This is a genomic window from Neobacillus sp. MER 74 (assembly GCF_023714155.1).
Genome location: NZ_JAMAUV010000001.1, coordinates 529,962 through 556,771 on the forward strand (window position 1 = coordinate 529,962; position 26,810 = coordinate 556,771).

Consider the following 26,810-nt stretch of genomic DNA (forward strand, 5'->3'; position numbering starts at 1 on the left):
AAGAAAAGACTTGTCCATGGGTAATTAGTCTGAATTTTCAGTTTAATAAACATTAAAAAAAGTAGCGGATTCTATTCCGCCACTTTTCTTAATCATTTTGGTCCATTGGATTATAGAGTTTAACTGATGGATTTTTCTCTTGAAACCATCTGAGAGCAAAGTCATTTTCAAACAAAAATACATAATGATCATATCTGTCTTTCACTAACATTGAACGAGAACTCGATAGATTTTCATCAACCATTTCACTATCTACCCACCTGGCAATTTTTGAACCCATTCTTTCCATTAAAACTTCTGCATTATATTCATTTCTCATCCGATGCTCAAAAACTTCAAATTGTAATTGACCAACGGCACCTAATAAATAATCATCCGTTTTAACGGTTTTATATAGCTGAATGGCTCCTTCTTGAACCAGTTGCTGAATTCCTTTATAAAAGGACTTCTGCTTCATGACGTTTTTAGCGGAAACCCTAACATACAATTCTGGTGTAAATTGCGGAAGTCTTTCATATTGAAAATCATTTTTCCCGGTAGTCAAAGTATCACCAATTTGATATGTGCCTGTGTCATATAATCCGATAATATCTCCACTAACCGCTTCATCGACAGTATTCCGTTCTTCAGCCATAAATGAAGTTGACTGCGAGAGCTTGATTTGTTTATTCAAACGCGGAATATTCACTGTCATTCCCCGCTCAAATTTCCCAGAACACACACGGACAAAGGCAATCCTATCTCTGTGGGCAGGATTCATATTTGCTTGAATCTTAAACACAAAACCTGAAAATTGTTCCCCTAACGGATCAATTTCTCCTATGGATGAATTGCGCGCCATTGGAGGCGGAGCAAACTTTAAGTATGACTCTAAGAATGTTTGAACTCCAAAGGCAGTTAACGCACTTCCAAAAAATACTGGTGTCAAGTTACCTGCTGCAATTCTTTCAGCTGAGAACTCATTCCCTGCTTCATTGAGGAGCATAATTTCATCTAGTGTTTGATCATAAAGTCCAGAATTTTTTAGCGGATGGTCTCCGGCAATTTCTCCGTCATCATTTAACGGTATAAAACGGTCATCATCCTCTACTCGGAACTGTTCCACTCGATTGTTATATCGGTCATAAATACCAAGGAATTCTTTTCCCATCCCAATCGGCCAGTTCATCGGATATGATTCTATGCCTAGAACCTCTTCTAATTCAGCTAGCAGTTCAAGCGGCGGCTTGCCCTGACGATCGAGTTTATTCATAAATGTGAAAATAGGAATCCCGCGCATCCGGCATACTTTAAATAGTTTGAGTGTTTGTGCCTCTATCCCCTTGGCAGCATCAACGATCATTACAGCACTATCTACAGCCATTAAAGTACGATACGTATCTTCACTGAAATCTTGGTGTCCAGGCGTATCCAAAATGTTAACTCGGAATCCTTCATAGTCAAATTGCATGACACTGGAGGTAACGGAAATCCCCCGTTGCTTTTCAATTTCCATCCAGTCACTGGTTGCAAACTTTCCTGTTTTTTTCGCTTTTACAGTTCCCGCGTCTCGAATAGCTCCTCCGAATAATAATAATTTTTCGGTTAGCGTAGTTTTTCCGGCATCTGGGTGGGAAATAATCGCAAATGTCCGGCGTGACAATACATCTTCTTTAAAATTGTTACCCATTTCGTTTTCCTCTCTTTTGACAATAAAAATTTTTGTCCATAACTTCAATCTTATCTCTCAAACGGAAACTTTGCAATATTTCTTTAAACCCGAAAGCATAAAGAATATAATGAAAGAAAGCGGTAATGATGAAAAATAAATATCGTGATTACATAACACATCGGAGGTACCTGACTTGGATATTACTAAAATCGATCAACAGACTTTGAATTTATTGCATAAAGCCTTTGAAATTATCCTCAACGAAAACAAGATTTCTTATAAAAAAATAGGTATTGCTGAAGAGGATGCCCAATTATTGTTCTTGATTGAAGGAAAAGATGAAAAAGTTCATGTTTTTAAATGGAATAAAGCATCCTGTATCGGTGCCAGCATTGGCTCAATTGCTCAAAGTGTATTACATCCAATCATTCCACATCTTCGCTTATTATCGTAGTTTTTATAAACCACACCAGCGCATTTTAAAAAAATTGTGCTGGTTTATTTTTTTATGCGGGCATTTCTAGTTTCCCAACGATTCCCACATCCATTTTTCTGGAAACCCCTTTATAATAGAGGAGAACTCTGTTGAAGGAGATGAAGAAAATTGAAACCAAGTATAAAAAAAGTCTCGAAATTTATTCCGCTCATTGCAGCGTTAATATTAGTTATTGCAGGAATCGTCTGGATTATTCAAACTACCAATAATGAAGTTGCTATACCATTCTCCTCTGTTGAGAAAACTATTCAAGCACAACAAGGGAAAACTGTAAGTATAACTGAAAAACCCGATGGAAGCCTTTATATTCATGCTGGTGAAACGGTATATCTTTCCCATGTCCCACCGAACAGCCAAATGGTAGATAAATTGGTTGTTAAATATAATATTGAATACTCCTATTCAAAGAGCAGTAAATATGGAAAATGGATATTAGGCGGCGTTATTCTTCTGTTGGCTGGAGCAGCATTCACGCTTCAAAAAACAAAAGGTGGATTGGGAATAAATAATTCAATGAAGAATAGTGTTGCAAAGTCGCGAACCCTTCCCTCCATTAGTTTGAAGGATGTAGGTGGACTCGGGGACGAAATGAAGGAAGAAATTTTACAAACTCTCTCGATCCTAAAAGAACCTGAGCGTGCTTCAAAATTAGGGATTACACCACCAAAAGGTATTCTTTTGTACGGCCCGCCAGGTACAGGTAAAACATTACTCGCTCAAGCAATTGCCCGTGAATTAAACGCTGCTTTCTTTTCGGCAAGCGGTTCGTCATTTAATGAAATGTTTATTGGAGTGGGGGCTAGCCGGGTCCGATCATTGTTCAAAGCAGCAAGAAAGCAAGGCCCTGCCGTTGTTTTCATTGATGAGGTCGATGCTTTAGCAGCAAAAAGAAAGGCACATGGCGGCGAGGAAGCCGAAAAAACCTTAACAGAATTACTTGTACAACTTGATGGCGGACATTCAAATGATGGAATTCTTTTTATTGCTGCCACAAACAGAAAAGACATGTTGGATGAAGCCTTCCTTCGTCCAGGAAGAATCGATTTTTCCTTCCATGTACCACTTCCAGATACAAAAGGAAGAAGAGAGATAATTGCTATCCATGCTAAAGATAAATCATTTGATAAAGATGCTCTTGCACAATTAGATGAATTGGCAGAAAGTACTTCAGGTTTTTCAGGTGCAGAGCTCCAATCACTTTTCGAAACGGCTAGCAGAAGAGCTGTTCGGAACGGCCAAGAGTCCATCCAAAAGCAGGACATTGACTATGCCCTTGATCGAACGATTTTAGGAAGCACTTCCCGGTCATTACAAGATTATGATACAAAACGCAGGGTCGCAATTCATGAGGCTGGTCATGCCATTGTAGCATCATTGACGAAACCTGGTTCCGTTAGGAAAGCAACCATTATCCCTCGTGGAGAGGCGCTCGGTTATGTTGCACCAATTCCAAAGGAATTGCATCTATCTACGACCAGTGACTTATTAGAGCGCGTAGCAATGATATTAGCTGGCGGGGTTGCTGAGAGAATTCATTTAGGAGAACACAGCATCGGCGTAAGTGGCGACGTTCAACAAGCAAAACAAATTATCGAACAAATGGTAGATACTGGTATGCTTCAAGAAGGATTTACATTGACCTTCAAAAAACAAGATAAAGAAGAAAAGATGCAAGAGCTATTTGAAAAAGCTTTACAAAAAGCAGAGAGTCTTATTAATAACCATCAATATCAGTATCAACAATTAGTCGATGCATTATTAAAAAAAGAAACACTTGAAGGCTCAGAGATTGAAGAAATAGTTTGGGGAACACCGGCAACCATAAGTGATAATATGGTCTTAGTATAAAGATAGCCTATGAAAACCAGGTGCTGTTTATTGGGCACCTGGTTTTCATTTATGATGAAATATCTAATGTTTTTTTTATTTGGTGGTAAACTAAGCATGGACTTCACAAAAAGGAAGTGAATGCATTGTTCGGTAAAACTAAGGTTTTTGAAAAAGAGCAGCATAAATATTCTAATGAAGCTAAAGAATACCTTGGCAACCCGCAAAAAACAGAAGGATTGCTTAACAAAGCGATCAAAATGGCAAATGAGAAAAAGGGAAGTTTAGGAGATGTTTGGGAAAAACTGCAATTATTTTTTGAATTAGTTAAAGCCTATTCAAAAGGTGAATATAAAAATGTCTCACCCAGCACAATTCTTACTGTCATTGGTACCCTTCTTTACTTTGTTTCGCCACTTGACTTAGTACCAGATTTCATTATTGGTCTGGGGATCCTGGATGATGCAGCTTTGATTGGCTTTACTGTAAAGAAAATTTCCAATGAATTAGATGCTTTTAGTAAATGGAAACGGGCTTTTTCAAATGAAAACCCGCTTGATTAAACAAGCGGGCCTCCATTTTACGTTTTTATCTAAAGCAAGCTGCACCGACAATAATCAAGAGGATAAATAATACTACGATTAAAGCAAAACCGCCGCCGTAACCGCAACCTCCATATCCGTATCCGCATCCTCCAAATCCGTAACCAAACATTTTTCAAGACCTCCTTTTTATCTAAGTTGATTTCTTAGTAGCACCATGAAGCCCCAATAATGATTAACAAAATAAATAAAACGACCAGTAGGGCAAATCCGCCGCCGTATCCACCAGCTACACCTGACATTTACATTACCTCCTTTTCTTAATTCCATATATCCTATTCACTTGATTAAAAATGTGCGATAGACACATATCCAAATTACCCAGTTTAATAAAAAAGAAGAAGCCCATAATTAAGGAAAAATTCAAGTACAATAAAGGAATTAGCCCTCAGAAAAATATTTTTTACAATTTATCCTCTTCGAATTGACATTCTTATCTATTTTTCATACCATGTTCACAAATATATATAGATTGGGGCACCAACTTGAGAAATGCTGCTACGCTTTTATTCGTACTTATCATGATCATATACAGAGCAATCACACGGTTTAGTGAGAAAAAGAAAGAAACCCTCCCCTTGAAAATCGGTCATAGAGGTGCGGCAGGCTACTGTCCAGAGAATACAATTTCATCCTTTAGGAAAGCCGTAGAATTAGGTGTCGACTACCTCGAGCTTGACATTCAAATGACAAAAGATCATGAATTAGTTGTGATACATGATCCAACCGTTAACAGAACAACAAATGGGAAAGGGAAAGTAAAGGATTTTACTTTACAAGAAATTCAAAGTCTTGATGCAGGAAGTTGGTTTCATTGTAATTTTACGGGTGAGAAGATCCCCTCTCTCTCTGAGGTATTTGAGGAGTTTGCAGGGAAAATCGGCTTTTTAATTGAATTAAAAAAACCCTCACTTTATCCCCTGGTTGAGGAAAAACTTGCGGAGGAATTGAAGAAAAGAGAGTTAACATCCGTTGACAAGCAAATTATTGTTCAGTCCTTTGACCGTGGTGCGCTAAAACGGTTTCACGACCTTCTGCCTACCATTCCAATAGGCATTTTGATTAAAAACTCCGGTGTGAAGATGATTTCGAATAAAAATTTAAAGTCCTTTACAAGCTATGTGTCGTATGTAAATCCCAAAATAACCATGGTGAATAAGCGGTTGATTAAAAGAATTCACCACCATGGCTTTAAAACAATGATTTGGACTGTTAATAAAAAGAATGACTTAAAAACGCTTAATCATTTCCATGTTGAAGGAATTATCAGTGACTTTCCAGATTTATCATAAATAGAAATAGGGTCTATTATTGACTTAATAGACCCACTTACATTCTTTATTAACCTTTTGGTTTAACAATACAGAGAAGGCACGGATTAGATAAATATTACATACAGGATAATAGCCAGCACAATCCGATAAATAGCAAATGGTAATAATCTTATTTTGTTAATAAGCTTTAGGAAAAAGCGTATAGACAAAAGAGCGAAAATAAAGGCACTAATAAATCCTGCAATAAAAATTGGAAGGGCATCCAACGTCATATACTCCCAATTCTTTAATAAAGAGAGAAAACTAGCTCCAGCCATGATTGGCACAGCCATGATAAAGGTAAAGTCTGCGGCAGCACGGTGACTCATCCCCATCAAAACTCCTCCTGAAATTGTTGAACCCGAACGAGAAAATCCTGGCCAAAGTGAAAAACATTGAAACAAGCCAACAGTCAATGCTTGTTTGTAGGTAATTTGGTCAACTGTTTGTACTTTTGGACGTTTTGGACCAAAAATATCCGCAAGAATCATTAGGATCGCCCCAATAACTAAGCCAATTAAAACAGTTGCAGTTGAAAATAAGTGCTCATCAATATAGTCGTTAAAAAGGACGCCTAGTACACCGGCAGGGATTAAACCCACAATTACTTGAGAAAGTTTTAAACGGCCTTGTACTTGTCCTGAAGCTGCTTGTTTTTTTAAGCGCCCCAATCCTAATAAATCAATAAAACGATCTTTAAAGGTGACAACAACCGCCAATATGGAACCAAGTTGGATAACGACTTTAAATGTGTTTGCTCCATGCTGTGTTAAAAACTTTTCGGATTGCAGCCACATATCATCCACGATAATCATGTGCCCGGTAGATGATACGGGGGCAAATTCTGTTAATCCTTCTACCAGCCCTAGAATAATAGCTTTAATAATCATAAGTAGTTCCATTTCTGATAATCTCCTAACCTTGTTGCAAATGTATTGTAAGTGATTAAATTTATAACTCATCTATTTTACTCATTAAACAATAACAATGCAATATTTTTTAAATTCCAATTTACTCTCCACTATTAATAACGCAATTATTCAAAAATTAGTTTCATGTATTTTTTTCCAAAGAAAAAATGCAGCCTTAAATTATTGCCACATTCAGTGTTTTTTCATTATATGGTTAGTCGTTGATAATTCTCATAACACGCCCATTAAACTTCTTTTTGTAAAATCCTTGCGTTAAATCTGCAACGGCTATTCCGGTTGAACCTTGAGAACCAATAAATTTACCTCCGCCAAGGTAAATCCCTACATGCCCATCTATTTTATAAGTGTCAAAAAAAACTAAATCTCCAGGATGCGCTTCACTTAGGGTAACTCTTTCGCCAGTATTTTTTAGGATATCTGTATGAGCGCCCACTTTAATTCCTGCCTGTCTGAAGGCCCACGCAACAAATCCTGAACAATCAAATCTACCATGGGCAACATCATAAGAGTTTCTTCCCCCGCCAAATACATAAACGGAGTTCCCAATATATTTTTCCCCAGCATGAATGACCACATTAATGGCTTCATTGGTGGTTGTAGGTAATGGAACATCCAAATTCACGGTTTCATTATTTTTATCTGTTCCCTTAGAATTCTGAGCCTCGTTTAATAAGAGCGCTTCTTTTATTGCTAGTGTTCCATCTTTCTGTTGTAAATCAGCTTTCTCAGAAAGTTTTTCCTGCTCTTTCATCCTAAGTTCTGCTTTTAAAGCATCATTTTGCTTTTTTTGTTCTAATATTTGTTCTTGCATCCATAAAAGTTCTGTTTTCATATTTTGCAATTCGTTTAACTTTTTCACCACTGAAGATTGTTTAGTTTGGACTTCATTCTGATCTTCTTTATAATGTTTAACTAGATCTTGGTCTGCTTCCACCATCGAGGCAACAGCACCAAGTCTTTCTACAAAATCACTAAAGCTCGAAGAACCTAGAACAACGTGTATATATCTAACCTGACCACCACTTTCTTGTAGCGATAAGGCACGTTTTTTTATTAATTCATTGCGTTTATTAATTCTCTCTTGAATGGATGCTATTTCTTGCTGAAGATCCTGTACTTGGGATTGTGAGGCTTTTACCTTTTCTTCTGTTTGTTCAATCATTTTTTTATTATCTTTAATGGCTTGCTCAACTCTAATAATTTGTTCAGCTAGTCTAATTAATTCATCTTGGACTTGAAAAATTTCTAAATTTGCTTTTGAAATATCTGTTTGAAGACCTGTTCGCTGATCCTGTACACTTTTAAGATTATTTTCCTTTGCATCTACTGATGGACAAGAAAAAACACTCCCGATTCCCATAATAAAGGTCGTACATAGTGCGATTATCTTCATTTTCAAATTGGTTCCCCTGCCTTCTTAAAATAAACATCCAGCATCTAAGACGAATTATGTATTTTAAATTCTAGGTTACACAACAAAATTCCTATGTAATTAACAAATTAAAAGAACCACAATCTCTAGAATAGTTAGAAGAGAGATTGTGGTTCTTATGACTTGCAATCGATGCTTATATTCCCCAATTCTTTTAATTCTCCTTAGTTGATAACTAGTAGTTACGGCATCTTGACAAATTCTTTAAGACTACCTTTGCTTCGGTCAACAATGTTTAAATGAGTATCTCTTGCCAATTTAATATATTCCTTCCTAACCTGCTTCCACGCATTGCGCCGGTCACGACCAAAAGTTACGCTTGATTCTGCATTTTTTTCAAAATTATCTTCTAGTTGGTCGACAATCTGAAAAACTGATTTAATTGGCGTTAATGCAATTTTCTCTAATTGTGCAGATACCTCTAAAACCTGTTTCTTAAGTTCTTCTCTCTCATTCACCGGAAAGTCCTCATCTTTGATTTCTGCTTTACCGAATGAAAATTGATGCATTAGTTCAGAAACCATCTCTTTGTTTGTTTTTTTCGACTGCTCATACAAATTCGCAACCGATTTTCTAAATTGCTTATTGAAATTAATGACTTCTCTTAAGGCATTAATATATGCATCTTCTCTATTCTCTTGAAGCTGTTCTGCCCGTTCACTAGAAAGCTCAAATTGATCCCAAAAAGTGTGTACAAATGACCCAGGAGCCACCGATTCTTCTGCCGTTGGTACATTCTTTTCTTTAACAGTCTGGACCGTTTCATTTTTCTTCTGTGCCATCGTCTTTCCTCCTCTTTCTATTATTGACTTTCTCTATTGGATCCTTCTTATGGAACGAAGGAATATAGAGCTCAAAGAAACTGGTGTACATTTTGAAAAATTGATCCAATAACGATTGATAAGATTCTAGTTGGTTGGCATAACCATTTAAGTATGTTATTCCTGCGTTAGTAATTGAATATTTTCTTTTAGCAGGACCGCTCCCAGTTGTATCCCATTCTGAAGATAGAAGCTCGTCCTTTTCTAGTTGTCTTAGCAGTCTGTATAAATTCCCCTGGTCAAGCGTCTTAAAACCGAATGCCTCTAGCTTCTGGCTAAGTTCATACCCATGAAGTGACACCCTGCTAAGAAGCAATAAAATAAATGGCAGCACAAAATTTTTTGATGGATTGATCGTTTGATTGTCCTGATTCACCATATTTTTATCACCTCGCCCTGTATATGTGTATTTTACACCTATGAGTAATATTTTGTCAACTCAGCAAATATTTATGAATAAAAGTTAGAGTTTTCATTTACTGTTATTTGGCAATAAGCTAATAAAAATAAAAAGGTGGTGTGAAATGGAAACAGCAAGAATAAGTAAATTGGGAGTTCCTTATATGCACTTAGGGACAGGCGAGCCGTTGGTCTTGATCCATGGATTAGGTGAAGTAAAAGAAGGGTGGGAAGACCAATTTGAATTGGCTAATCAGTATGAATTGATCATCCCTGACTTACGTGGTCATGGAAAATGCAGTAAGACAGAAGGCATCTCAATAAAAAATTTTGCCATAGATATCCTCGGTTTGTTAATGGAATTAAAAATTGAAACCGCTCATATTTTGGGTCTTTCAATGGGTGGTGCAGTTGCGCAAGAGATTTACCGACAGGCACCGGAACGCTGCCGCACTCTCCTGTTAATTAGTTCATTTCATTACTTTCCTAAGAAACTGAAGAGTGTTTTATTTGAACCACGAAAAGAACTTCTCCAGCAAGTTTCATACATGAAGGAACACTCAGATTATGCAGCACGGATGGCACTTTATTCGTGGAATAAGGACACAGTTGAGAAGTTTAATAAGTTTTTCCAACCAAAACCGCAGATATTTGTTGACTCATTAGTAGCATGTTTTGAGGTAAATAATTTATCGTTATTACCAATGGTAGATGTTCCGACACTTATTATTGGAGGTCAGTACGACTCCGTCTTGCCTGTTTGGATTCAGGCTTGGATGCACAGGCTTATTCCAAATTCAGAATTTATTATTATGAGAAATACCGGCCATCTGGCCAAATTGGAGGCAAAAGACCGGTTTAATCGACTCTTAAGGACATTCCTTGCTAAACAAAAAGCTGCTTCATAACTAGTTAAAGCGGGATGGAGAGGAGTCCTTCCCGCTTTTACTTCCTTTTAATTAAGAAATTCCTAATTTTATTGTGACCGTGAGCAGAGCCATTTATCCGCAAAAATGGCAAAATTTCCAGATAAGGCTAAAGAAACGTGTCCACCATCAAATACCTCGTATGTCTTATCTTCACTAGAAACCATGTCCATAACAGGGAGGCTTTGTTTCTCTAGTATCAAGGTATCTCGTGATGTTGAGAAGACAAAGAATGAACAATGGATATTTTTTAAGTCTACTTTCCTTCCGCCAATCGTTAGCTCTCCTTTTAAGAGTTTGTTATCTTTATAGAGATCATTAAATAGCTGTTTGAAGGCAGCCCCTGAAAACGAGGCGGAGTCTTTTGTCCACTTGTCCATCCGCCGCCATTTTTTAACATATTCATCATCATGTGCACGGGAAATCAGGTTTACCCATGGACTAACGGAGACAGGTGAAAGTCCCCTAAACATTCCGTACATTATTTCAGATGGAATAACACCATAAACCTCAGAAAGTCGATCAAAATTTATAGTTCCTTTTTGGAGTCCGTTTAACCACTTATCCGGAACGATTCCTATACTGAAATCAATTGGTACCGTTGCTAGGACTAAATTCTTAATAGGCAAGTTTGTTAGTGAGGTAAAAATAGCAGCAATTGTGCCTCCTAAACAATAGCCGATCATCGATATTTCTTTTGCACCGGAATGTCGTAACGCACGTTTGACACCATTTTCTAAATAATCAAGGATATAATTATCAAGAGTGATCTCACTATCCTCATAACTAGGAGAACCCCAATCAAGGAAGTAAACATCATATCCTCTTTCCGTTAATCCTCCAACTACACTACTTCCTTCCCCGACATCTAAAATATACGATTTATTAAGCAGTGAGTAGACTAAAAACACAGGGATTTGATATTCTTTTTCTTTAGCAGGATGATAATATAATGTTGATTTATTTTTTTTCCAAACAATTTCTCTCTTGGTTGGAACAATATCCGGTTTCGGTTCTGTTAAGACTTTATAGACTTGTTCCCACCTTAAAGATTCCTTTTTCAAATCAACTAATGGAATATTTCTTAGTGCTTTAGCTATCATCTTTCTCAGCCCCTTCCATCCTCACTGCCAGTCCCAGTCAGAACAAGCTCATTGCCCCTTTTCTTAGTCTGCACTGGCTGCACAAGTTTTTTCAAGGCTGCAAGTTCCTGTTTAATATCTGTTAATTGAGAGATTTCTTGTCTCAAATTTTGAATCTCATTTTGAATGAAAGCTGATTCTTCCTTTATCTGTTTTATAATCGTCACCATATCTTGAAACATTGCAACGTTACCCGTACTAAGGGATTCTAAACTATCCTGTAAATTCCAAACCTGCTCTTCTAAAATATCAATTTTTTCTTCGGTTTGAAGAGATAATTTTGCTACATTTGCAATATCTTTTTTGGTTGGAATATTCATTACACCTGCCATGAGTTCTTGGTTCTTTCTTAACCGCTCCATATATCTTGCATGACTATCTGTCCCCACACTAAGAAGTCGAACGAACTCATTATTGTCAGTGATCATGTATAGCATGCCATTCAATTGTCTTTCCCACATTTCACTTATTCTTCTAAATCCTTGCAACGGATCATAGTTTTTTTCCTTCGTCATTGCTTTTTGCCTCCTTTTTTAGAAATTTGTCATCTCTTCTTCTTTCTCCAAATATTTATTAAATGGAAACAACAACGGTTTAATTTGTCGTGCTAATAAATTAACAAAACCTTTTTGATTTTCATATATTAGGTTTCCAACTTGTTTAACACCCTTGATATATTGCTTCCTGATTTTTTTCCTAAGGACCACATATTGCTCGATCGTTTCAAGATATTTATCAATTGGTTGATTTTTGCTAATAACTTGGCAAGGTGTACTTAGAATTGAAATGGTTCTTTTTTGAAGTTGATCAATCTGGGCATTAATTTCTTCGTATGACTTGAGTGGAAAGAAATGCTGTAGACTCGTGGTGGACATCAAAAATTCCTCTCTTGCAGTCCTTTCCCATTCAGTAAATTCCTTATCAAATCTCTCTGCCATTTCTTTTATGTTTTCTTGATTCCTTTGGATGCTATCAGCAAAAAACAATGCTTCCTTTAGAAATATCTCGTCTCGGAAGTCTGAACGCTTAGACCATTCGTCTAATTCTTGAAATGCTTTGCGCCAGAGAATGTCTAAGCTTGACAGTTGTGCAGCGCTCACCTCTTTTTCTCTAATTTGTTCAGCCTCCTTTTTGATGATTTCGAGGATAGGTTCTTGTTCTTTTTTAATTTCTCTTTTCTCAAACATCCTACTCGCCTCCTTAAATGAAAATTTAATTCTTCCATTTAAATACCACTAAAGGCCTGACGATAAATTTCTTCAAGTTCGCCTATAAATGGTTGTTTTGGATTTGCAATCGTATCTTGATCGTCAAATGCACGTTCTGCGAGAACTGCTACTTTGCTATCAAATACTTCTTTATCAACCCCGCTTGCTTCTATACTCATCGGGATTTCTAGTTCCTTTGTTAATTTAATAATTGCACGGACTAGGCTTTCAATACCTTCTTCAGTCGTACCGGCAGGCAGCCCAAGCATTTTAGCAATTTCCGCATAACGTTCATCAGCTATGAAGTTTTCATATTTAGGGTATGTCATGAACTTATTTGGTTTGGCTGCATTGTAACGGATTACATGTGGCAAAAGAATCGCATTGGCGCGTCCATGTGGTATATCAAATTCAGCCCCTAAAACATGGGCAAGACTATGGTTTATTCCTAAGAAGGAATTGGCGAAAGCCATCCCTGCTATTGTAGAAGCATTATGCATTTTTTCACGGGCAAGTTCATTACTTCCATCTCGGTAAGCTATTGGCAAATACTTAAAGACAAGTTGAATGGCTTTTAATGCAAGTCCATCTGTATAGTCATTGGCCAATACGGAAACATACGACTCAATCGCGTGTGTCAACACATCCATCCCTGTATCAGCGGTAACATGCTTCGGAACTGTCATAACAAACTGTGGATCGATAATGGCTACATCCGGTGTCAATTGGAAATCCGCGAGAGGGTATTTTATATTTGTTTTATTATCTGAAATAACAGAGAAGGCTGTGACCTCTGAACCGGTTCCGGATGTTGTTGGAATTGCAATAAATTTTGCTTTTCCACGTAGTGCTGGGAATTTAACTACTCTTTTACTAGGATCAAAGAATTTTTGTGTTAAGCTATGAAAATCAGTTTCTGGATGTTCGTAAAATAGCCACATCGCTTTTGCGGAATCTATCACTGAGCCGCCGCCAAGAGCAATAATACAATCTGGTTGAAATCTTCTTATCCGCTCTGCACCGATTTTTACTGTATCAATGCTAGGTTCAGGCTCGACTTCGGAGAATGTTTCAAATTGGATTTTCCTTTGATTCTTGTTTAGATAGTAAACAACCTTGTCAACATACCCATTTTTGACAGCACTGTTACTTGTGACAATAAATGCCTTTGAGATTCCTGGTATAGAGGCTAGCATTTGGATTGAATTTTTTTCAAAGAATATTTGCGATGGAACTTTAAACCACTGGGTAAATGTTCTTCTCTTTGCAACCTTTTTAATATTTATGAGATTTTGTGCCCCTACATTTTGTGACACAGAGTTCCCTCCATAAGTACCACATCCGATGGTTAATGACGGTAATGATGTATTATAAATATCCCCGATTGCACCATGTGTCGTTGGTGTATTGACCATGATCCGCCCTGCCTTCATACGAAGTGCAAACAAATCTACTAAGCATTGGTCCGAAGTATGTATTGATGCTGAATGCCCAAGACCACCATATTCCAAGGTTTCCTCAGCAATTTGAATGCCCTCTGCAAAACTATTAACCTTGTAACAAGCAAGTATCGGACTTAGTTTTTCACATGAGAGCGCATATTTTGGCCCTACACCCTCTAGTTCTGCAATGAGAATCTTGGTATTTTCAGGAACATTCACTCCTGCCAATTTTGCAATCATTGTGGCTGGTAATCCGACAATTAAATGATTAATGGTATTCGTCTTTTCAATAATGGCGATCTTCTCTACCTTTAATCTTTCTTCTTTATTAAGGAAATAACAATTATTAGAAATCATTTCCTGTTTCATTTCATCATAAATTTCTTGATCAATAATTAAAGCTTGTTCAGAAGCGCAGATCATTCCGTTATCAAAGGTTTTTGACAGGATAATGTCGTTAACAGCCCTTTTGATATTTGCTGTCTTTTCAATATAACAAGGTACATTTCCTGCACCTACCCCAAGTGCAGGTTTACCTGAGCTATAAGCTGTTTTCACCAAATTTGGTCCACCTGTTGCTAGAATAAGAGAAACCTTTGGATGCTTCATTAAGGCCTGAAACGCTTCATGTGAAGGAACTTCAATCCACTGAATGCAATTCTTTGGTGCACCTGCCCTAATGGCTGCCTCCTTCAGTAAAATCGCGGTCTCCGTACAACATTTTTGGCCAAACTGTGGGAATGCGAAAATAATTGGATTCCTTGTTTTAAGCGAAATCAAGGATTTAAATATTACAGTAGAGGTTGGATTTGTTATTGGAATAACCGCAGCAATCACACCTACTGGCTCGGCGATCTCTACTATTCCTTCATTTTCGTTTTCGTTGATTACACCAACAGTTCTTATCTCTCGAATATTGTTATAAATGAACTCGGTAGCAAACATATTTTTGAATACCTTATCTTCATAAACCCCTCTTTTTGTTTCATTTACAGCCAATTTTGCAAGATTCTTATGATTTTGAAGAGCAGTAAGAGCCATTTGTTTGACAATTTCATCAACCATCTCTTGGTTGTATGAACGGAATTCACCAAGTGATTTCTCTGCATTATTTGCTAATGTATCAATCATTGAAGTGATTATTTGTTTATCATGTACTACCTTTTCTTCAACTGCCATATAATATCTCCTCCAAGTTCATTCCTTGATCTTTGATTCGACTAAAAATTGGCCTATATCCTCTTAATAATTACTTGGATACTTTTCTGGTTAAAATATAGCACGATGGATAAATCGAAAAATGTCGAATTTTGCGCAAAAATGAATGAATAACCATTCATTTTTAAAGAATTCATAAAACGTTCATAAATTTTCCCATATATATATAAAAGCCCTAAATCCTTTTTGAAAAAGAATTTAAGGCTTCCTTTTATAAATCAACCAGTATTCCGTAGTCCAGCAGATATTCCACTGATAGTTAGCAAAACTTCAATTAATAAGTCTTCGTTTGATCCACCCTGACTTCGCAGTTCTTTTATTAACTCTACTTGTAAAAAGTTTAATGGATCGACATATGGATTTCTTCTAAATACCGATTCTTTAATATTTGGTGTATGATCAAGCAATTCATTATCGCCTGTAATTCGAAGAAGAATTTCTTTGGTACGTTCATATTCTTCAAGAATATTAGTAAATATCCGTTCAGCCATATTTTGGTCTTCAACAAGGGATAAATATTCTCTAGCTGTCGTGATGTCTGCTTTCATTAAGGCCATTTGTAAATTATCAATTGTTGATCGGAAAAACGGCCATTTTTCATACATATCCTGGAGAATAGGCAAATTTTGTTCGCTCTTTGCTGCAAACCCTGTTAAACCGGTTCCGGCTGCATACCATGCAGGAAGCAGTTGGCGGCTTTGCGTCCAAGCAAATACCCATGGAATGGCCCGTAAATCTTCAAATCGTCCTTGATTTTTTCTGCTCATCGGTCTGGAGCCGATGTTTAAATCCCCTATCTCTTTTAGTGGTGTGGCTTCAGTGAAATAGGTAAGAAAATCTGAATCACCAAACACCAATGATTGATATTTTGTTAAGGCTAAACTCGATATTTCTTCAATCGATTCAACCCAAATTGGATCACGTTGGAAACCTTGCTCTGCTTCCTTAGAGATATGTGCAACGGCTAAAAGTAATGTAGAGGTAGCTTGTTCTAAACTACGGTAGGCAATATCCTCAAGCAGATATCTTGAAGATAATACTTCACCTTGCTCAGTAATTTTTACACCATCCCCAATCGTTTCAGCCGGCTGGGATAGGATACTTTTATTTAATGGACCGCCGCCACGGCCTAACGAACCACCACGACCATGGAAAAACTTTAGTCCGATTTGGTACCTTTTCGCCATTTCATGAATCTCAATTTGTGCCTTATATAGTTTCCAGTTAGCTGTCAGTGTACCGCCATCTTTGCTTCCATCCGAGTACCCAAGCATGATTTCCTGCTGATCACCCAATATTTGCAAATGATTACGATAGACAGGCATCTCGAAAAGTGTTTCCATTATTTTTGGCCCAGCTGTTAAATCGTCGATTGTTTCCAGTAATGGTGCCACGTGTAAATGACTTTCTAAAGTGCCATCTGCGTGAAGGCGATAAATCCCAGCCTCTTTTGCAAGTACCAGTACCTCAAGCAAATCACTCGGTGATTTTGTCATGCTCACAAGATAAACGGAAATAGCTCGCTTTCCGAATTCTTCGTGTGCCTTCTTAATTGTTTGGAACACTTTAATCATTTCCTGTGTTTCCGTTGAGTAGTCTTCATTTAATAGTAAGAGTGGACGAGGATCTAATAATATATTTTGCAATATTTTTAGTTTCTCCTCTTCAGAAAGACCCGCGTAATTCTCGGTGATACTGACTTTGCGTAAAATTTCTGTTATGGCTGCTTCATGTTCGCCGCTATGATTTCGAATATCGAGTGTAGCTAAATGAAACCCAAATAATTGTACTTGTCGGATCAGCTTTTGAATAATTTTTGATTCATGTCCTGCTGGATGATGCTTTTTCAAACTCCTTTTAATCACATACAAGTCTTCTAATAATTCTTCGGAAGATTTATAGCCCAAATCCGTTTTTCCAACTTGTTTTACACGTTCAATAATAATTGCAAAGGCACGGCGGTATGCCTCACCTTTATTTGGCCATTTTTTGTCATCCGTTAAATAAGTATCCTCTTGCTCAATTAATGTAAGAAGATCCTCACTTACCTCCACCCTAGAAGTGGAATGACTGTATCGTTTCATTAATTCGACTAAAGCTTTTTTATATTTTTTTAAAACGAGTCTTCTTTGTCTTTTCAAAGTCTCCCAAGTGACATCATGTGTAACATTTGGATTTCCATCCCGGTCACCACCGATCCAGGAACCAAAACGTAAGAAATTAGGAACTTCCCATTGTGTATTAGTGAAGTTCTTCTCTAAACATTCTGCCACTTCTTGATGAATTTCAGGCAGTACTTCGAAAAGAGTTTGATCAAAATAATACAAACCATTTCGAACTTCGTCTAAAACAGTAGGCTTGTTCTGTCGTAATTCATCCGTTTGCCAAAGTATTGAAACTTCGTTAAACAAACTTTCTTCCAGCTTTTTTCTTTCTCTTCTTGTTAACAAAGGGTGATCGAGGTTTTTAAGAATATCAGCAATTCGCTGCTGAATCTCAAGTATGGAGCGTTTCGTTGCCTCTGTTGGATGAGCTGTAATTACAAGCTCAAGAGATAAAGTATTTAAAGTATCTTGAATGACTTCTTCTTCTATATTATTCTCTTTAAGCAAAAGAATCGCACTTTCAATAGAAGCAGGTTGGACAACCCTTTCCTCTTGAAGTTGGTACTGTCTTCTTCTACGCATACGATGGTTCTGTTCCGCTGCATTAATTAAATGAAAATACATTGAGAATGCTCGAATAACTTGTTTCCTCATCGGAGCATCTAGACTAGAAATTTCTTCTTTTAAGGCATTATAAATTGATTGATCAAAATTTTCTCTTAATGTTTTACACATTAAACGTATTTTTTCCACTTTATCAAATAATGCAGAACCACTGTGATTAATCAGAATATCTCCTAATATTTTACCCAGTAATTTTACATCACGACGCAACGGAAGACTGCTGTCATTTTTTTTTACTTCTGTTGTCATACTGCCACCTTCCTTTAATCTCAAAATTCGCTAAATTTTTTATTTATTAATATACCACAATTTTGTTGGACGTGTTAAAGATAAGTTTTCTTTTTTTTTAATAAATTTTTAATTATACGAAAAAAACCTGCATTGTGCAGGTTTTTTAGGGTTAACTAATCCGTACTTTTTTAAGATTCTTTATCAAACACAAGCACATATGTCTTTCGATCAACATCATCATACGTAACGACGACAGAAATAATTGTTTTCTTGTCATTTTCCAGTTTTATTGTTTTGCTCGTTCCACCTTCAATCGAGATTTCCGAACGGCTATATTTTGCAATCGGCTTTAGTGTTATTTCATCAGCATCACTTGACACCGTGATATGATAAGTAAACTCATCGCTTGTAAAGTTACTATCCCATGTTTCTGTATTTAAAGAACTTTGCTGTTGGGATGTCGGCTGTGCAGAATTAGGTCGAGTATTTATTCTTGTACTAGGCTGGATAGATACTGGATTATTTTTCTGATTTGCTGCAGGGGCTTTGACTTCAGCTGGTGTATCTTCCACTGCTTTATCCTCAACAGCTTTCATCCTTGTAACGTGGATGGTATAAATCTTCTTTTTACCATTTTCAGCAGTTACCGTGATCATAATATCTGACTGTCCTACGGGAAGTGAAACATCCACCCCATTTTTCCCTGTTATTGTAGAATTTACTTTTATTGTTGACGTTGCTTCTATCGCTGTCGGTTTAAATGTAATGGCAGGAATTTCATTTGAAACATTGACATTATATTCATTAACATCTGAAGAAAATTTGGGTGATAACTCGCCTTTTGATAGTTCAATACTTTTTAAGAAATTATTCGCATTTTTCTCTCTTGTTACCGTCAGAGTATAGGTATTTGATGAACCAGTTCCATTATTTACAGATATAATAAACTTATTGTCTCCTGTTTGAAGCGCATAAGTCCCTGTTGTCCCCTTGACAATCTCCTGACCGTTAATCGTAATCGATGCATCTGTATTAGAGCTATCTACTAAAAGCTTAATATTTTCAACCTCGTTCCCAACTGTGGCAGTATATTCAAATAAGTCTGCAGCGAATTTCTGGTCGAGCTCCTTGCCTTCAATTTCTAATTTTGAAAGATTGCTTGCTAGTTGGTTTTCTTGAACTGTTGACGTATTAGTTTCAGCATAAACAGATGGTATGGATGATCCAGCTCCCACCCATGCCAGTGAAATAACTAGAAATACATTTAGGGCTTTGTTTGGTTTTGATTGTTTCATCGTTAATCCTCCTGTCCTCTATCTTTCGGGATAGTGGAATTTGGACTAACTTTATCATGGTTTGCTTAAGTTTAGCTTAAATTTTTACCTGCGATGAAATTCTTCTAATTTAGTAGAAATGACTGACGCTACCTCATCATCTGATTTTTGGAGTGCTTTTTTAAAAAGGGAATTAGCTAAAGATCCCATTGGCCCTGTTGCATTGATTTCTAGAAAGCCCGTCACACGAGTTTTATTTTTATTTAATGCCTTTGCTTCAAAATAGCCCTTACCTAAATATTTTTCATTTGAACGTTTTAAATCAAAAGATATCCTGGATGGTTCGTTCCACTCTTTAATATCTATCAATAAACTAACCTTTTTTTTCATTACTCCAAGATCACTCTTAAATTCCCAACAGATTTGACGTTCATTTCTTTTTTCATGTTGAATATAGCCAGGTACAAGTGGTGCCCAATTGTTTTCGTCTCGAATAAAGTCCCAAATCACTTCAATCGGGATATCTAATTCTAAATGTTGTAAATCGCTGAGCATTTTATCCCTCTTTCATTTTCAAAGTAAAAGACCCTCTTGCGAAAGAAGGTCTTTTAAAAAATATATGTAGATATTTATATTTATAGAAGAGGCAAGAAGGAGTTTGCCCAAAAAATCACCATACTTTACTTCTTTCTTGAATATTCCATTAGGAATTCATGAATTCTTTCAGCCGCTTGGGATAGTCGTTCTGGTGGTTGCACCATAGCAATCCGAACATATCCCTCACCCAGGTTTCCAAACGCATCACCCGGAATGACAGCCACTCCAGCTTGGTCAATTAATTCAAAGGCAAACTCACGGGATTTCCATCCTGCTGGGATTCTTGCCCACACAAACATGGTTGCTGGGGACTTGGCAACTTGCCAACCACTTTTTTCAAGCCCAGAAATCAATACATTGCGACGCAGCTCATATTCATTCACCTGTGTTTTAAGAAAAGCAAAATCTGAAGTTAACGCCCTTACGGCTGCTTTTTGGATCGGATAAAAGACTCCATAATCAATATGTGATTTAAATGATGCTAAGATGTCAATGGCTTGCACATTGCCGACGACATAACCAATCCGGCAGCCTGCCATATTAAAGGTTTTTGAAAGAGAATTAAATTCAATTCCAATCTCCTTTGCCCCAGGGACAGACATGAAACTAAGCTGTGGATTCCCATCGAAAATCAACTCAGAATACGCAAAATCATGAACAACCAAAATATTGTGCTGCTTAGCAAAGGTAACTACCTTGTCAAAAAATGACTGATCAGCTAAAGCTGTTACAGGGTTACCAGGATAACTGATAATCATCATTTTGGTTTTATCCAGCACATCTAACGGGATTTCTTCTAGCATAGGCAGGAACTTGTTTTCAGCTAATAACGGCATCGGATAGATAATCCCGCCTGCAATGTTTACACTTGCCTCATAAATGGGATACCCGGGATCCGGTACCAATACATAATCACCAGGATTAATGATTGCCGAAGCCAAATGAGCAAGACCATCCTGAGACCCCATCAGCTGCAATACTTCAGATTCTGGGTTTAGGTCAACCGCATATCTTTGCTTATAAAAATAACTTACGGCATGATTAAATTCAGGTATCCCTGTTAGGGTATAGCCATATTTGCTTGAGTCACTAGCACAATCAATCAATGTATCGACAACAAATGACGGCGGTGGAAAATCTGGACTTCCTACACTTAAATCAATGACATCCTTACCAGCTTTGATGGCTATTAGTTTTCGATTTGCTATCTCTTGAAAAATACTAGCCGACATTTTTTTTACTTTTTCTGATGCAACGAGATGCATAGATATCCCCTCTATCCTAAGAAAAATTTAACTATTCTAACATATTTAAATTATATCAATCTAATGAATTCAATTCTATATATCAATATAATCATTGATTATTATTCAATCATACTTTAGAATCTTAAGATAGGTTTTAATATTCAGAAAAAAAGGTTTTGTGTGGGGGTAACTAAAAATGAAGCTGGTTCAGTATTTATTATTTTTTGCGGGACTAACCTTTTTTGGCTTAGGAAATGCAATTGCCGTTAAGGTAAAATATGTGGGCCTGCATCCTTGGGAGGTACTGAATGTTGCGCTATTTGAACATTTTGGTTTAACCATTGGAACATGGGGAGTCATATGCGGACTGATCCTGATAATCATTTCTGTTTTTGTAGCAAGGAGTTATATTAACATAGGTACTATCCTTAATGCCTTATGTATTGGACCTATCATGGACTTTTTCCTCTGGTTAGATATTCTTCCAAAAGCAACAGATACTTGGGTTGATTACCTTATTCTTCTCTGTGGAATCATCATTACAGGGGTCGGCGGCGGGATGTATGTTGCAGCAGGAATCGGTGCGGGTCCTCGTGATGGCTTTATGTTATCCATCTCTGATAAAACTAAGTTATCAGTTAGTCAAGCACGCATTACGGTAGAAAGCATAGTATTATTGGTTGGTTTATTGTTAGGTGGTCCTGTTTTTATAGCTACTTTCCTTTATACATTCATTCAAAGTCCAATTTTCCATCATTCTCTTAAGCTATTTAAGGCATTAGTAGAAACAATCACTAAGAAGAAACGACGAACTCAAGATATTGCCCTCTGAATAAGACTAGGAAGCCACCATATTTTAACCTTTTAAAAAAATAGAAGATGCACACGGCATCTTCTATTTGCATTTTATTTTTTTCGGATTGCGATAATCAGTGCAGCGAAGGAAAGCAACGCTGCTAATCCCGATAAAATTAGTGATAAAGATGTGAATGTTTCTGTTTTCTTTTCAGTCACTTCTGTTTTCGTTTTTGAGTTATCCTTTGTTTGTGCCTTATCACTATGTTCTGATGTTTGACTGCTATGTTGGTCTGTGTTGGAAGTAGTTACTATATCTGTAATAGAATGGGGTGCGTCAGTCCCTTCCCCACCGGTCCATTCGACTATACTGCCATCCTTGTAATATTGAAAAGCATCCCAAGCAGCTTTGGTTGCCTTTTCCGGGTTTTTCGCTACAAATACAAATTGTTGGAATTGACCACTTAAAATCCCTTCCCCAGTTGTTTCGAAGGTAAATGTTTTTACTTTACCACTAGCATCCTTTTCAGATGAATAGGTCCAGCCTGGAACGGGTTGATAAGACATAATTTCTACACCAGCTGGTGCTTTGACCGTTACTTTCGTGGTGGCTACATCCTTTTCAACTGGCACTTTTAAAGTATAAGTTTCCCATGCGCCTGTTGAAGATGTTTTTGGCATTACTGTGACATGAGCACTAGCCATACTTGAAAAGACAAATAAGCTGATTACTGCCGGAATAAATACTTTTGAAATTCTGCCAATCATTTTTTTCATTGTTAACTCTCCTCGAATGTTTTTATTGGCTTCCCACTAAAACGATGAAATCTGTATCGATACTTTCTAATGACTTTGTTAAAACGTGTACATGTACGTTCCACTTTCCAGCCATGGTAAAATGTAAACCCTTTACTTCGTACTTTCCTTCGGCCGTTTTTGCTAGGTTAACCGTTTCTTTTCCCATATCCATTTCAAGCATTGTAAACGTTAGGTGTAATTGTTCAATATCTTTGATGGGCTGTCCTGCTTTATCTTTTAATGTAACTTCAAATAAATTCGTTCCAATTATATTTGGGGTTGCTGCCAGTGTAATTTGCTTGCCCTCATTTACTATATTGGTTTCCTTGAACGGCCCCGGCGACTGCATGGCTGTTGGTAAATTGGTTAACACGACAGAAAGAATAAGGATGATTAGACCCGTTAAAAGTTCACCCTTTATGGGAGTCCCTAATCCATTTGCAGTACCCCTTTTTCCTTTAAGAAAATTCACCCCAGCAAGCACTACCATTAGGACAAATAAACTAACTTTACCTATTAATACCTGTCCATAAGTTGTTTGGACCAGGGCTGAAAGGTTGGGAATATATAATAAGCTGCTATATATTCCTGTACAGGTTAAGAGCAGAACAATAATTAAGCCCCATTTGGAGAAGTTTTTTATCATTCTAAGATAATCCTGTTTAAAATCCGTATTTTTTCTTAATGAAAGGAAGCCGACAAAACCAATTAAACTTCCAATCCAAATCGATGCGCCGAATAAATGAAGGAAATCCATTGCAATCGGTAAAAATTGATTTGATTGGGAAGCAGCATGACTTGTCATAGACTTTGTCCATAGCAAGGCACTTCCTAGAATAAAACAAGCCCACAAAATGATTCGTTTCGTGCTCTCGGCCATCCCCATGAAAGAGGTAAGTAGAACAAGCGTAATGAGGAGAGCGATTTGAATAGTCCATGAATGCCCATAACTCGTATTCATTAAGACATTTTCAATTAATGGAAAGCTGACTTCACTCCATGGGAATCCAGATTCAATCGATGCCTGTAGTGGCAAACTTAATAAAAGGCTAAAGAATAGGAGGGTTAGACTCGCATTAATTAGTCTCCGGAACTTCTTGTCAACTGATTCTATCTCCCTTAATTTATAGGGCATGACCATCATATAAAAAAAGATTAGCCCAACATAACCAGCATTACTAAAATATTGAAGCCAACGAATGACGATTAGATCGGCCTTGGGTTTGTAACCCTTTGTTACCTTATTGGAAGTTGCTGAATTTTGACCTTCATCACCAACCTGAAATGGAATGACACCTTCGACCGGATGCCCATCACTTGAAACCACCCTCCATTTAATCCGGTAGGATCCATCGGGAAGGCCATTCTTTAATCCACTCGTTAGGATAGATGGTTGTTTTGGATCAACTCGGCCATTCTTTTTATCGACTCGATTCCCCTCTGAATCAAACACTTTTATGGAGTTAAAGGCCGGTTGGATTGATTCATCAAATTTTATCATAACCTCGGATGGTGCCTTTTCAACTGTTTCATTTTCTAATGGTGTAGACTTTTTTATGTAGGCGTGCGCCGAAGAAATAGACGGAAATAAAAATAGAAACAGGGCAAAGATTAGTAGTAATGTACTTACCTTCTGTTTTGTTTGCAACCCATCACACCCTTATCACCAAAATCATTGTTGTAATAACTTAACTTTATGAAAAATAGTTTCTACTGTCGATACAATGATAATGATAAATAGGGTTAATAACAATATCTTTTCTAGACCAACTTGTGACTAATTGTTGAACTTTTACGGTTATTGAGGAATTTTTATTTATAATTATCCTTAAAAAGTTTGGTTTGCAAGTAATAATCATAAAAGGAAGAGATTATCAAAAACCTCAGAATAGGTTTTTGATAATCCCTTCCCCTTTTTAAAATTATTTATAATAAATAAGGCATTATTTAATCCTACATCAAACTCTATGCATCATAGGTAAGGAGAATAAATAAATATTTGTGATTGCTAGGACAGTCATAAGCGCGTAATATGGCAGCATAGCTTTAAAAGATGTCATTTTGCCTCTACCCATTCTGTACACCACATAACAAGTACCTACCAACCCGATTAATATCACTATATACTGAATCATTTGTACGGTTGGAGTTGAGGCGAGACTTAAACTTGCTGGGTTAGTATCTACTCCAAATAATCGGATTGAATTAAACCATACTGCCTTCCCTTCTGTGAAGATGTGGAATAGGTTATGAGCCAGATGACCAGCAAGATCCAAAGGAATAATCGCATAGCCAAAACGAGTAAAGTTCTTTTTGATTGAACCTTCCATTCCAAGTAGTGATGCTAGTTTTGCAGTTCCTAACAATAAAAAAATTGGTAATGCCATGGCAATGATAAAGGCAATCGTAAAGTTCACAACATAGTTTTCTGTACCAGTCACAGAACCAATTGCATTCAGAATATCCTGCCATGGTTCAAGCATGGTTATATTTTGTACGAACACGATACCCATAATAACAGCAGCTAAAGAAGCATGCTCAAGCTTCGGATTTTTTAATCCCCACAATTCTTTTGTAGGAATTCTAGTTGTAATTTTAACCGAATTGCTTGGACAGTTTTTCACACAGTTTCCGCAAATATTACATTCTGCACTGGACTCCATTGTTTTAGGGAATTGGAACATTGGGCATCCTTCAACACCCTCGGTTCCTTTGAAGCAAGATTGGACTTTACAGGTTTTACAAATATCAGGAGTCGCCTGTACTTTTAATGCACCAGAGCGTGAATAGTTTCCAGCAAGACCACCAAGGAAACAGAGTGTTTTACAAAAGGTTCTTCTTTCATAAAAAACAGAAGTGGCTACAACCATGGTTACGAGTAAAAGCAATAGGTAACCTGAACCTCGTGGCGACTCTACAATTCCCCACACATGGTCACTGTAAGTAATGGCAATAAAGAATAAATCTATCAACCAAATTCCATATTTTCTTAAAAACTTAGGCATCGGTCGCTTGCTGCCAACAAATTTACGAACAATATCACTTAATTTACCGAACGGACATATGGCACACCAGAAGCGGCCTGTTAGTAAAAATAGGACTGGAATAATCGGCCACCATAACACCCAAGTCATCGTAGTACCAAAGTTTTTACTCGGATCTACGGTACCCATTACTAATTCGTAAACTATGATGAAAAATACAAAAATAACAATCCATTGAAAGATTCCAGGATACCATTTGCTTTTCACAAACTTTTTCACAACTGATATAGATAGGAGATCAAAAGGTTCCTTTTCTGGTAAGTTTTTCTCAGGCATTGCCATTGTTTACATCTCCCTTCCGTCTAAACCATCTATTCCAGACACCTATTAGGACAAATAATAGATTCACTGCCCCATATGAACCTAACACTTTATAGTTTGGTGGTGATTCAACCAGTGGTCCATGATGATATTGATCTTCATCACCACTTCCCTCCTTGTCCATTCCCTCCATGTCGGTTCTGCTGTCATGATTCATGGTGGCATGATCATCAACGGATGTTTCCCTTTTCATATTCTCTGTTGCTTGTTTTAAATTGGGTGTATGGGAATGTCCCTCATCTGCAAATACCCTTACATCGAATGAAAGGATAAATGCTAATGCAAAAATAAATAAAAATAGTTTCTTCATTTTTCAACCTCCAAAAAGCTATTTTTATATCTAATGTTCATATGTTTAATGTAAT

Annotated in this window: 25 protein-coding genes; 6 read left to right on the forward strand and 19 right to left on the reverse strand. The window is 37.1% G+C overall.

The features are described from left to right. Positions 1 to 88: 88 nt before the first annotated feature. Positions 89 to 1,669 (reverse strand): peptide chain release factor 3, encoded by a 1,581-nt coding sequence (locus M3610_RS02570; protein WP_251456324.1) that lies wholly within the window; start codon positions 1,667 to 1,669, stop codon positions 89 to 91. A 175-nt stretch (positions 1,670 to 1,844) separates the two neighbouring features. On the opposite strand from M3610_RS02570, the gene M3610_RS02575 reads away from it, so the two are divergent. From M3610_RS02575 to M3610_RS02585, 3 genes are all read left to right on the forward strand, one after another. Beyond that, entirely contained in the window at positions 1,845 to 2,105 is a 261-nt protein-coding gene (locus M3610_RS02575; protein ID WP_251456326.1) for a hypothetical protein, read from the forward strand. A 150-nt stretch (positions 2,106 to 2,255) separates the two neighbouring features. Next, positions 2,256 to 3,995, forward strand: a complete 1,740-nt coding sequence (locus M3610_RS02580; RefSeq protein WP_251456328.1) for an AAA family ATPase — start codon at positions 2,256 to 2,258, stop codon at positions 3,993 to 3,995. Positions 3,996 to 4,120: 125 nt separating this feature from the next. Continuing rightward, the gene (locus tag M3610_RS02585; protein ID WP_251456330.1) at positions 4,121 to 4,537 is read left to right on the forward strand and encodes a YkvA family protein; all 417 of its coding nucleotides are present in this window, start codon (positions 4,121 to 4,123) and stop codon (positions 4,535 to 4,537) included. 25 nt (positions 4,538 to 4,562) lie between these two features. Here M3610_RS02585 and M3610_RS02590 read toward each other — a convergent pair whose 3' ends face one another. Continuing rightward, entirely contained in the window at positions 4,563 to 4,688 is a 126-nt protein-coding gene (locus M3610_RS02590; protein ID WP_251456332.1) for a YjcZ family sporulation protein, read from the reverse strand. Between the two features lie 34 nt (positions 4,689 to 4,722). Then, the gene (locus tag M3610_RS02595; RefSeq protein ID WP_098572537.1) at positions 4,723 to 4,818 is read right to left on the reverse strand and encodes a YjcZ family sporulation protein; all 96 of its coding nucleotides are present in this window, start codon (positions 4,816 to 4,818) and stop codon (positions 4,723 to 4,725) included. 243 nt (positions 4,819 to 5,061) lie between these two features. Here M3610_RS02595 and M3610_RS02600 point away from each other — a divergent pair, with 243 nt between their 5' ends. Then, on the forward strand, positions 5,062 to 5,868 hold the full coding sequence (locus M3610_RS02600; protein WP_251456334.1) for a glycerophosphodiester phosphodiesterase: 807 nt from the start codon (positions 5,062 to 5,064) through the stop codon (positions 5,866 to 5,868). An 86-nt stretch (positions 5,869 to 5,954) separates the two neighbouring features. Here the strand turns inward: M3610_RS02600 and M3610_RS02605 are convergent, their stop codons facing one another. From M3610_RS02605 to phaQ, 4 genes are all read right to left on the reverse strand, one after another. Beyond that, positions 5,955 to 6,791, reverse strand: a complete 837-nt coding sequence (locus M3610_RS02605) for an undecaprenyl-diphosphate phosphatase (protein ID WP_098572535.1) — start codon at positions 6,789 to 6,791, stop codon at positions 5,955 to 5,957. 223 nt (positions 6,792 to 7,014) lie between these two features. After that, positions 7,015 to 8,214, reverse strand: a complete 1,200-nt coding sequence (locus M3610_RS02610) for a coiled-coil domain-containing protein (RefSeq protein WP_251456741.1) — start codon at positions 8,212 to 8,214, stop codon at positions 7,015 to 7,017. A 221-nt stretch (positions 8,215 to 8,435) separates the two neighbouring features. After that, entirely contained in the window at positions 8,436 to 9,035 is a 600-nt protein-coding gene (locus M3610_RS02615; RefSeq protein ID WP_251456336.1) for a hypothetical protein, read from the reverse strand. After that, the gene (gene phaQ / locus M3610_RS02620; RefSeq protein ID WP_251456338.1) at positions 9,016 to 9,453 is read right to left on the reverse strand and encodes a poly-beta-hydroxybutyrate-responsive repressor; all 438 of its coding nucleotides are present in this window, start codon (positions 9,451 to 9,453) and stop codon (positions 9,016 to 9,018) included. Before phaQ ends, M3610_RS02615 begins: the two co-directional genes overlap by 20 nt. 145 nt (positions 9,454 to 9,598) lie before the next feature. Between phaQ and M3610_RS02625 the strand changes: the two genes are divergently transcribed. Continuing rightward, on the forward strand, positions 9,599 to 10,381 hold the full coding sequence (locus M3610_RS02625) for an alpha/beta fold hydrolase (protein ID WP_251456340.1): 783 nt from the start codon (positions 9,599 to 9,601) through the stop codon (positions 10,379 to 10,381). Positions 10,382 to 10,449: 68 nt separating this feature from the next. Here the strand turns inward: M3610_RS02625 and M3610_RS02630 are convergent, their stop codons facing one another. From M3610_RS02630 to M3610_RS02665, 8 genes are all read right to left on the reverse strand, one after another. Beyond that, on the reverse strand, positions 10,450 to 11,502 hold the full coding sequence (locus M3610_RS02630) for an alpha/beta fold hydrolase (RefSeq protein ID WP_251456342.1): 1,053 nt from the start codon (positions 11,500 to 11,502) through the stop codon (positions 10,450 to 10,452). A 5-nt stretch (positions 11,503 to 11,507) separates the two neighbouring features. After that, the gene (locus M3610_RS02635) at positions 11,508 to 12,056 is read right to left on the reverse strand and encodes a hypothetical protein (protein ID WP_251456344.1); all 549 of its coding nucleotides are present in this window, start codon (positions 12,054 to 12,056) and stop codon (positions 11,508 to 11,510) included. 18 nt (positions 12,057 to 12,074) lie between these two features. Beyond that, entirely contained in the window at positions 12,075 to 12,728 is a 654-nt protein-coding gene (locus tag M3610_RS02640) for a hypothetical protein (protein ID WP_251456346.1), read from the reverse strand. A 38-nt stretch (positions 12,729 to 12,766) separates the two neighbouring features. Next, positions 12,767 to 15,370: a bifunctional acetaldehyde-CoA/alcohol dehydrogenase gene (adhE, locus tag M3610_RS02645; protein WP_251456348.1), complete on the reverse strand. Its 2,604-nt coding sequence runs from the start codon at positions 15,368 to 15,370 to the stop codon at positions 12,767 to 12,769. Positions 15,371 to 15,627: 257 nt separating this feature from the next. Further along, a complete protein-coding gene (gene ppc, locus M3610_RS02650; protein ID WP_251456350.1) occupies positions 15,628 to 18,387 on the reverse strand; it encodes a phosphoenolpyruvate carboxylase in 2,760 nt (919 codons plus the stop codon). A 170-nt stretch (positions 18,388 to 18,557) separates the two neighbouring features. Further along, positions 18,558 to 19,664, reverse strand: a complete 1,107-nt coding sequence (locus M3610_RS02655) for a cadherin-like beta sandwich domain-containing protein (protein WP_251456353.1) — start codon at positions 19,662 to 19,664, stop codon at positions 18,558 to 18,560. A gap of 84 nt (positions 19,665 to 19,748) precedes the next feature. Further along, positions 19,749 to 20,198, reverse strand: coding sequence for an SRPBCC family protein (locus M3610_RS02660; protein ID WP_098572525.1), 450 nt, complete (start codon positions 20,196 to 20,198; stop codon positions 19,749 to 19,751). A 125-nt stretch (positions 20,199 to 20,323) separates the two neighbouring features. Then, entirely contained in the window at positions 20,324 to 21,505 is a 1,182-nt protein-coding gene (locus tag M3610_RS02665; protein WP_251456355.1) for an LL-diaminopimelate aminotransferase, read from the reverse strand. 178 nt (positions 21,506 to 21,683) lie between these two features. On the opposite strand from M3610_RS02665, the gene M3610_RS02670 reads away from it, so the two are divergent. After that, positions 21,684 to 22,319: a YczE/YyaS/YitT family protein gene (locus tag M3610_RS02670; RefSeq protein ID WP_251456356.1), complete on the forward strand. Its 636-nt coding sequence runs from the start codon at positions 21,684 to 21,686 to the stop codon at positions 22,317 to 22,319. Positions 22,320 to 22,393: 74 nt separating this feature from the next. On the opposite strand, the gene M3610_RS02675 is transcribed toward M3610_RS02670, so the two are convergent. The 4 genes from M3610_RS02675 to M3610_RS02690 all read right to left on the reverse strand — a co-directional run bounded on the left by M3610_RS02675 (position 22,394) and on the right by M3610_RS02690 (position 26,755). Then, a complete protein-coding gene (locus M3610_RS02675; protein ID WP_396953632.1) occupies positions 22,394 to 23,050 on the reverse strand; it encodes a YcnI family copper-binding membrane protein in 657 nt (218 codons plus the stop codon). A 31-nt stretch (positions 23,051 to 23,081) separates the two neighbouring features. Continuing rightward, positions 23,082 to 24,728, reverse strand: a complete 1,647-nt coding sequence (locus tag M3610_RS02680; protein WP_251456358.1) for a copper resistance CopC/CopD family protein — start codon at positions 24,726 to 24,728, stop codon at positions 23,082 to 23,084. A 310-nt stretch (positions 24,729 to 25,038) separates the two neighbouring features. After that, a complete protein-coding gene (locus tag M3610_RS02685; RefSeq protein ID WP_251456359.1) occupies positions 25,039 to 26,406 on the reverse strand; it encodes a 4Fe-4S binding protein in 1,368 nt (455 codons plus the stop codon). Next, positions 26,393 to 26,755 (reverse strand): hypothetical protein, encoded by a 363-nt coding sequence (locus tag M3610_RS02690; RefSeq protein WP_251456360.1) that lies wholly within the window; start codon positions 26,753 to 26,755, stop codon positions 26,393 to 26,395. The genes M3610_RS02685 and M3610_RS02690 overlap by 14 nt, the downstream gene beginning before the upstream one ends. Between the last annotated feature and the right edge of the window lie 55 nt (positions 26,756 to 26,810).

Coding starts and splice junctions, on each gene's coding strand:
- phaQ (WP_251456338.1), bottom strand. CDS start 9,453: ATGGTGAATCAGGACAATCAAACGATCAATCCATCAAAAAATTTTGTG.
- ppc (WP_251456350.1), bottom strand. CDS start 18,387: ATGACAACAGAAGTAAAAAAAAATGACAGCAGTCTTCCGTTGCGTCGT.
- M3610_RS02625 (WP_251456340.1), top strand. CDS start 9,599: ATGGAAACAGCAAGAATAAGTAAATTGGGAGTTCCTTATATGCACTTA.
- M3610_RS02635 (WP_251456344.1), bottom strand. CDS start 12,056: ATGACGAAGGAAAAAAACTATGATCCGTTGCAAGGATTTAGAAGAATA.
- M3610_RS02665 (WP_251456355.1), bottom strand. CDS start 21,505: ATGCATCTCGTTGCATCAGAAAAAGTAAAAAAAATGTCGGCTAGTATT.
- M3610_RS02595 (WP_098572537.1), bottom strand. CDS start 4,818: ATGTCAGGTGTAGCTGGTGGATACGGCGGCGGATTTGCCCTACTGGTC.
- M3610_RS02630 (WP_251456342.1), bottom strand. CDS start 11,502: ATGATAGCTAAAGCACTAAGAAATATTCCATTAGTTGATTTGAAAAAG.
- M3610_RS02615 (WP_251456336.1), bottom strand. CDS start 9,035: ATGGCACAGAAGAAAAATGAAACGGTCCAGACTGTTAAAGAAAAGAAT.
- M3610_RS02660 (WP_098572525.1), bottom strand. CDS start 20,198: ATGCTCAGCGATTTACAACATTTAGAATTAGATATCCCGATTGAAGTG.
- M3610_RS02670 (WP_251456356.1), top strand. CDS start 21,684: ATGAAGCTGGTTCAGTATTTATTATTTTTTGCGGGACTAACCTTTTTT.
- adhE (WP_251456348.1), bottom strand. CDS start 15,370: ATGGCAGTTGAAGAAAAGGTAGTACATGATAAACAAATAATCACTTCA.
- M3610_RS02570 (WP_251456324.1), bottom strand. CDS start 1,669: ATGGGTAACAATTTTAAAGAAGATGTATTGTCACGCCGGACATTTGCG.
- M3610_RS02685 (WP_251456359.1), bottom strand. CDS start 26,406: ATGGCAATGCCTGAGAAAAACTTACCAGAAAAGGAACCTTTTGATCTC.
- M3610_RS02605 (WP_098572535.1), bottom strand. CDS start 6,791: ATGGAACTACTTATGATTATTAAAGCTATTATTCTAGGGCTGGTAGAA.
- M3610_RS02590 (WP_251456332.1), bottom strand. CDS start 4,688: ATGTTTGGTTACGGATTTGGAGGATGCGGATACGGATATGGAGGTTGC.
- M3610_RS02675 (WP_396953632.1), bottom strand. CDS start 23,050: ATGATTGGCAGAATTTCAAAAGTATTTATTCCGGCAGTAATCAGCTTA.
- M3610_RS02610 (WP_251456741.1), bottom strand. CDS start 8,214: ATGAAGATAATCGCACTATGTACGACCTTTATTATGGGAATCGGGAGT.
- M3610_RS02655 (WP_251456353.1), bottom strand. CDS start 19,664: ATGAAACAATCAAAACCAAACAAAGCCCTAAATGTATTTCTAGTTATT.
- M3610_RS02690 (WP_251456360.1), bottom strand. CDS start 26,755: ATGAAGAAACTATTTTTATTTATTTTTGCATTAGCATTTATCCTTTCA.
- M3610_RS02640 (WP_251456346.1), bottom strand. CDS start 12,728: ATGTTTGAGAAAAGAGAAATTAAAAAAGAACAAGAACCTATCCTCGAA.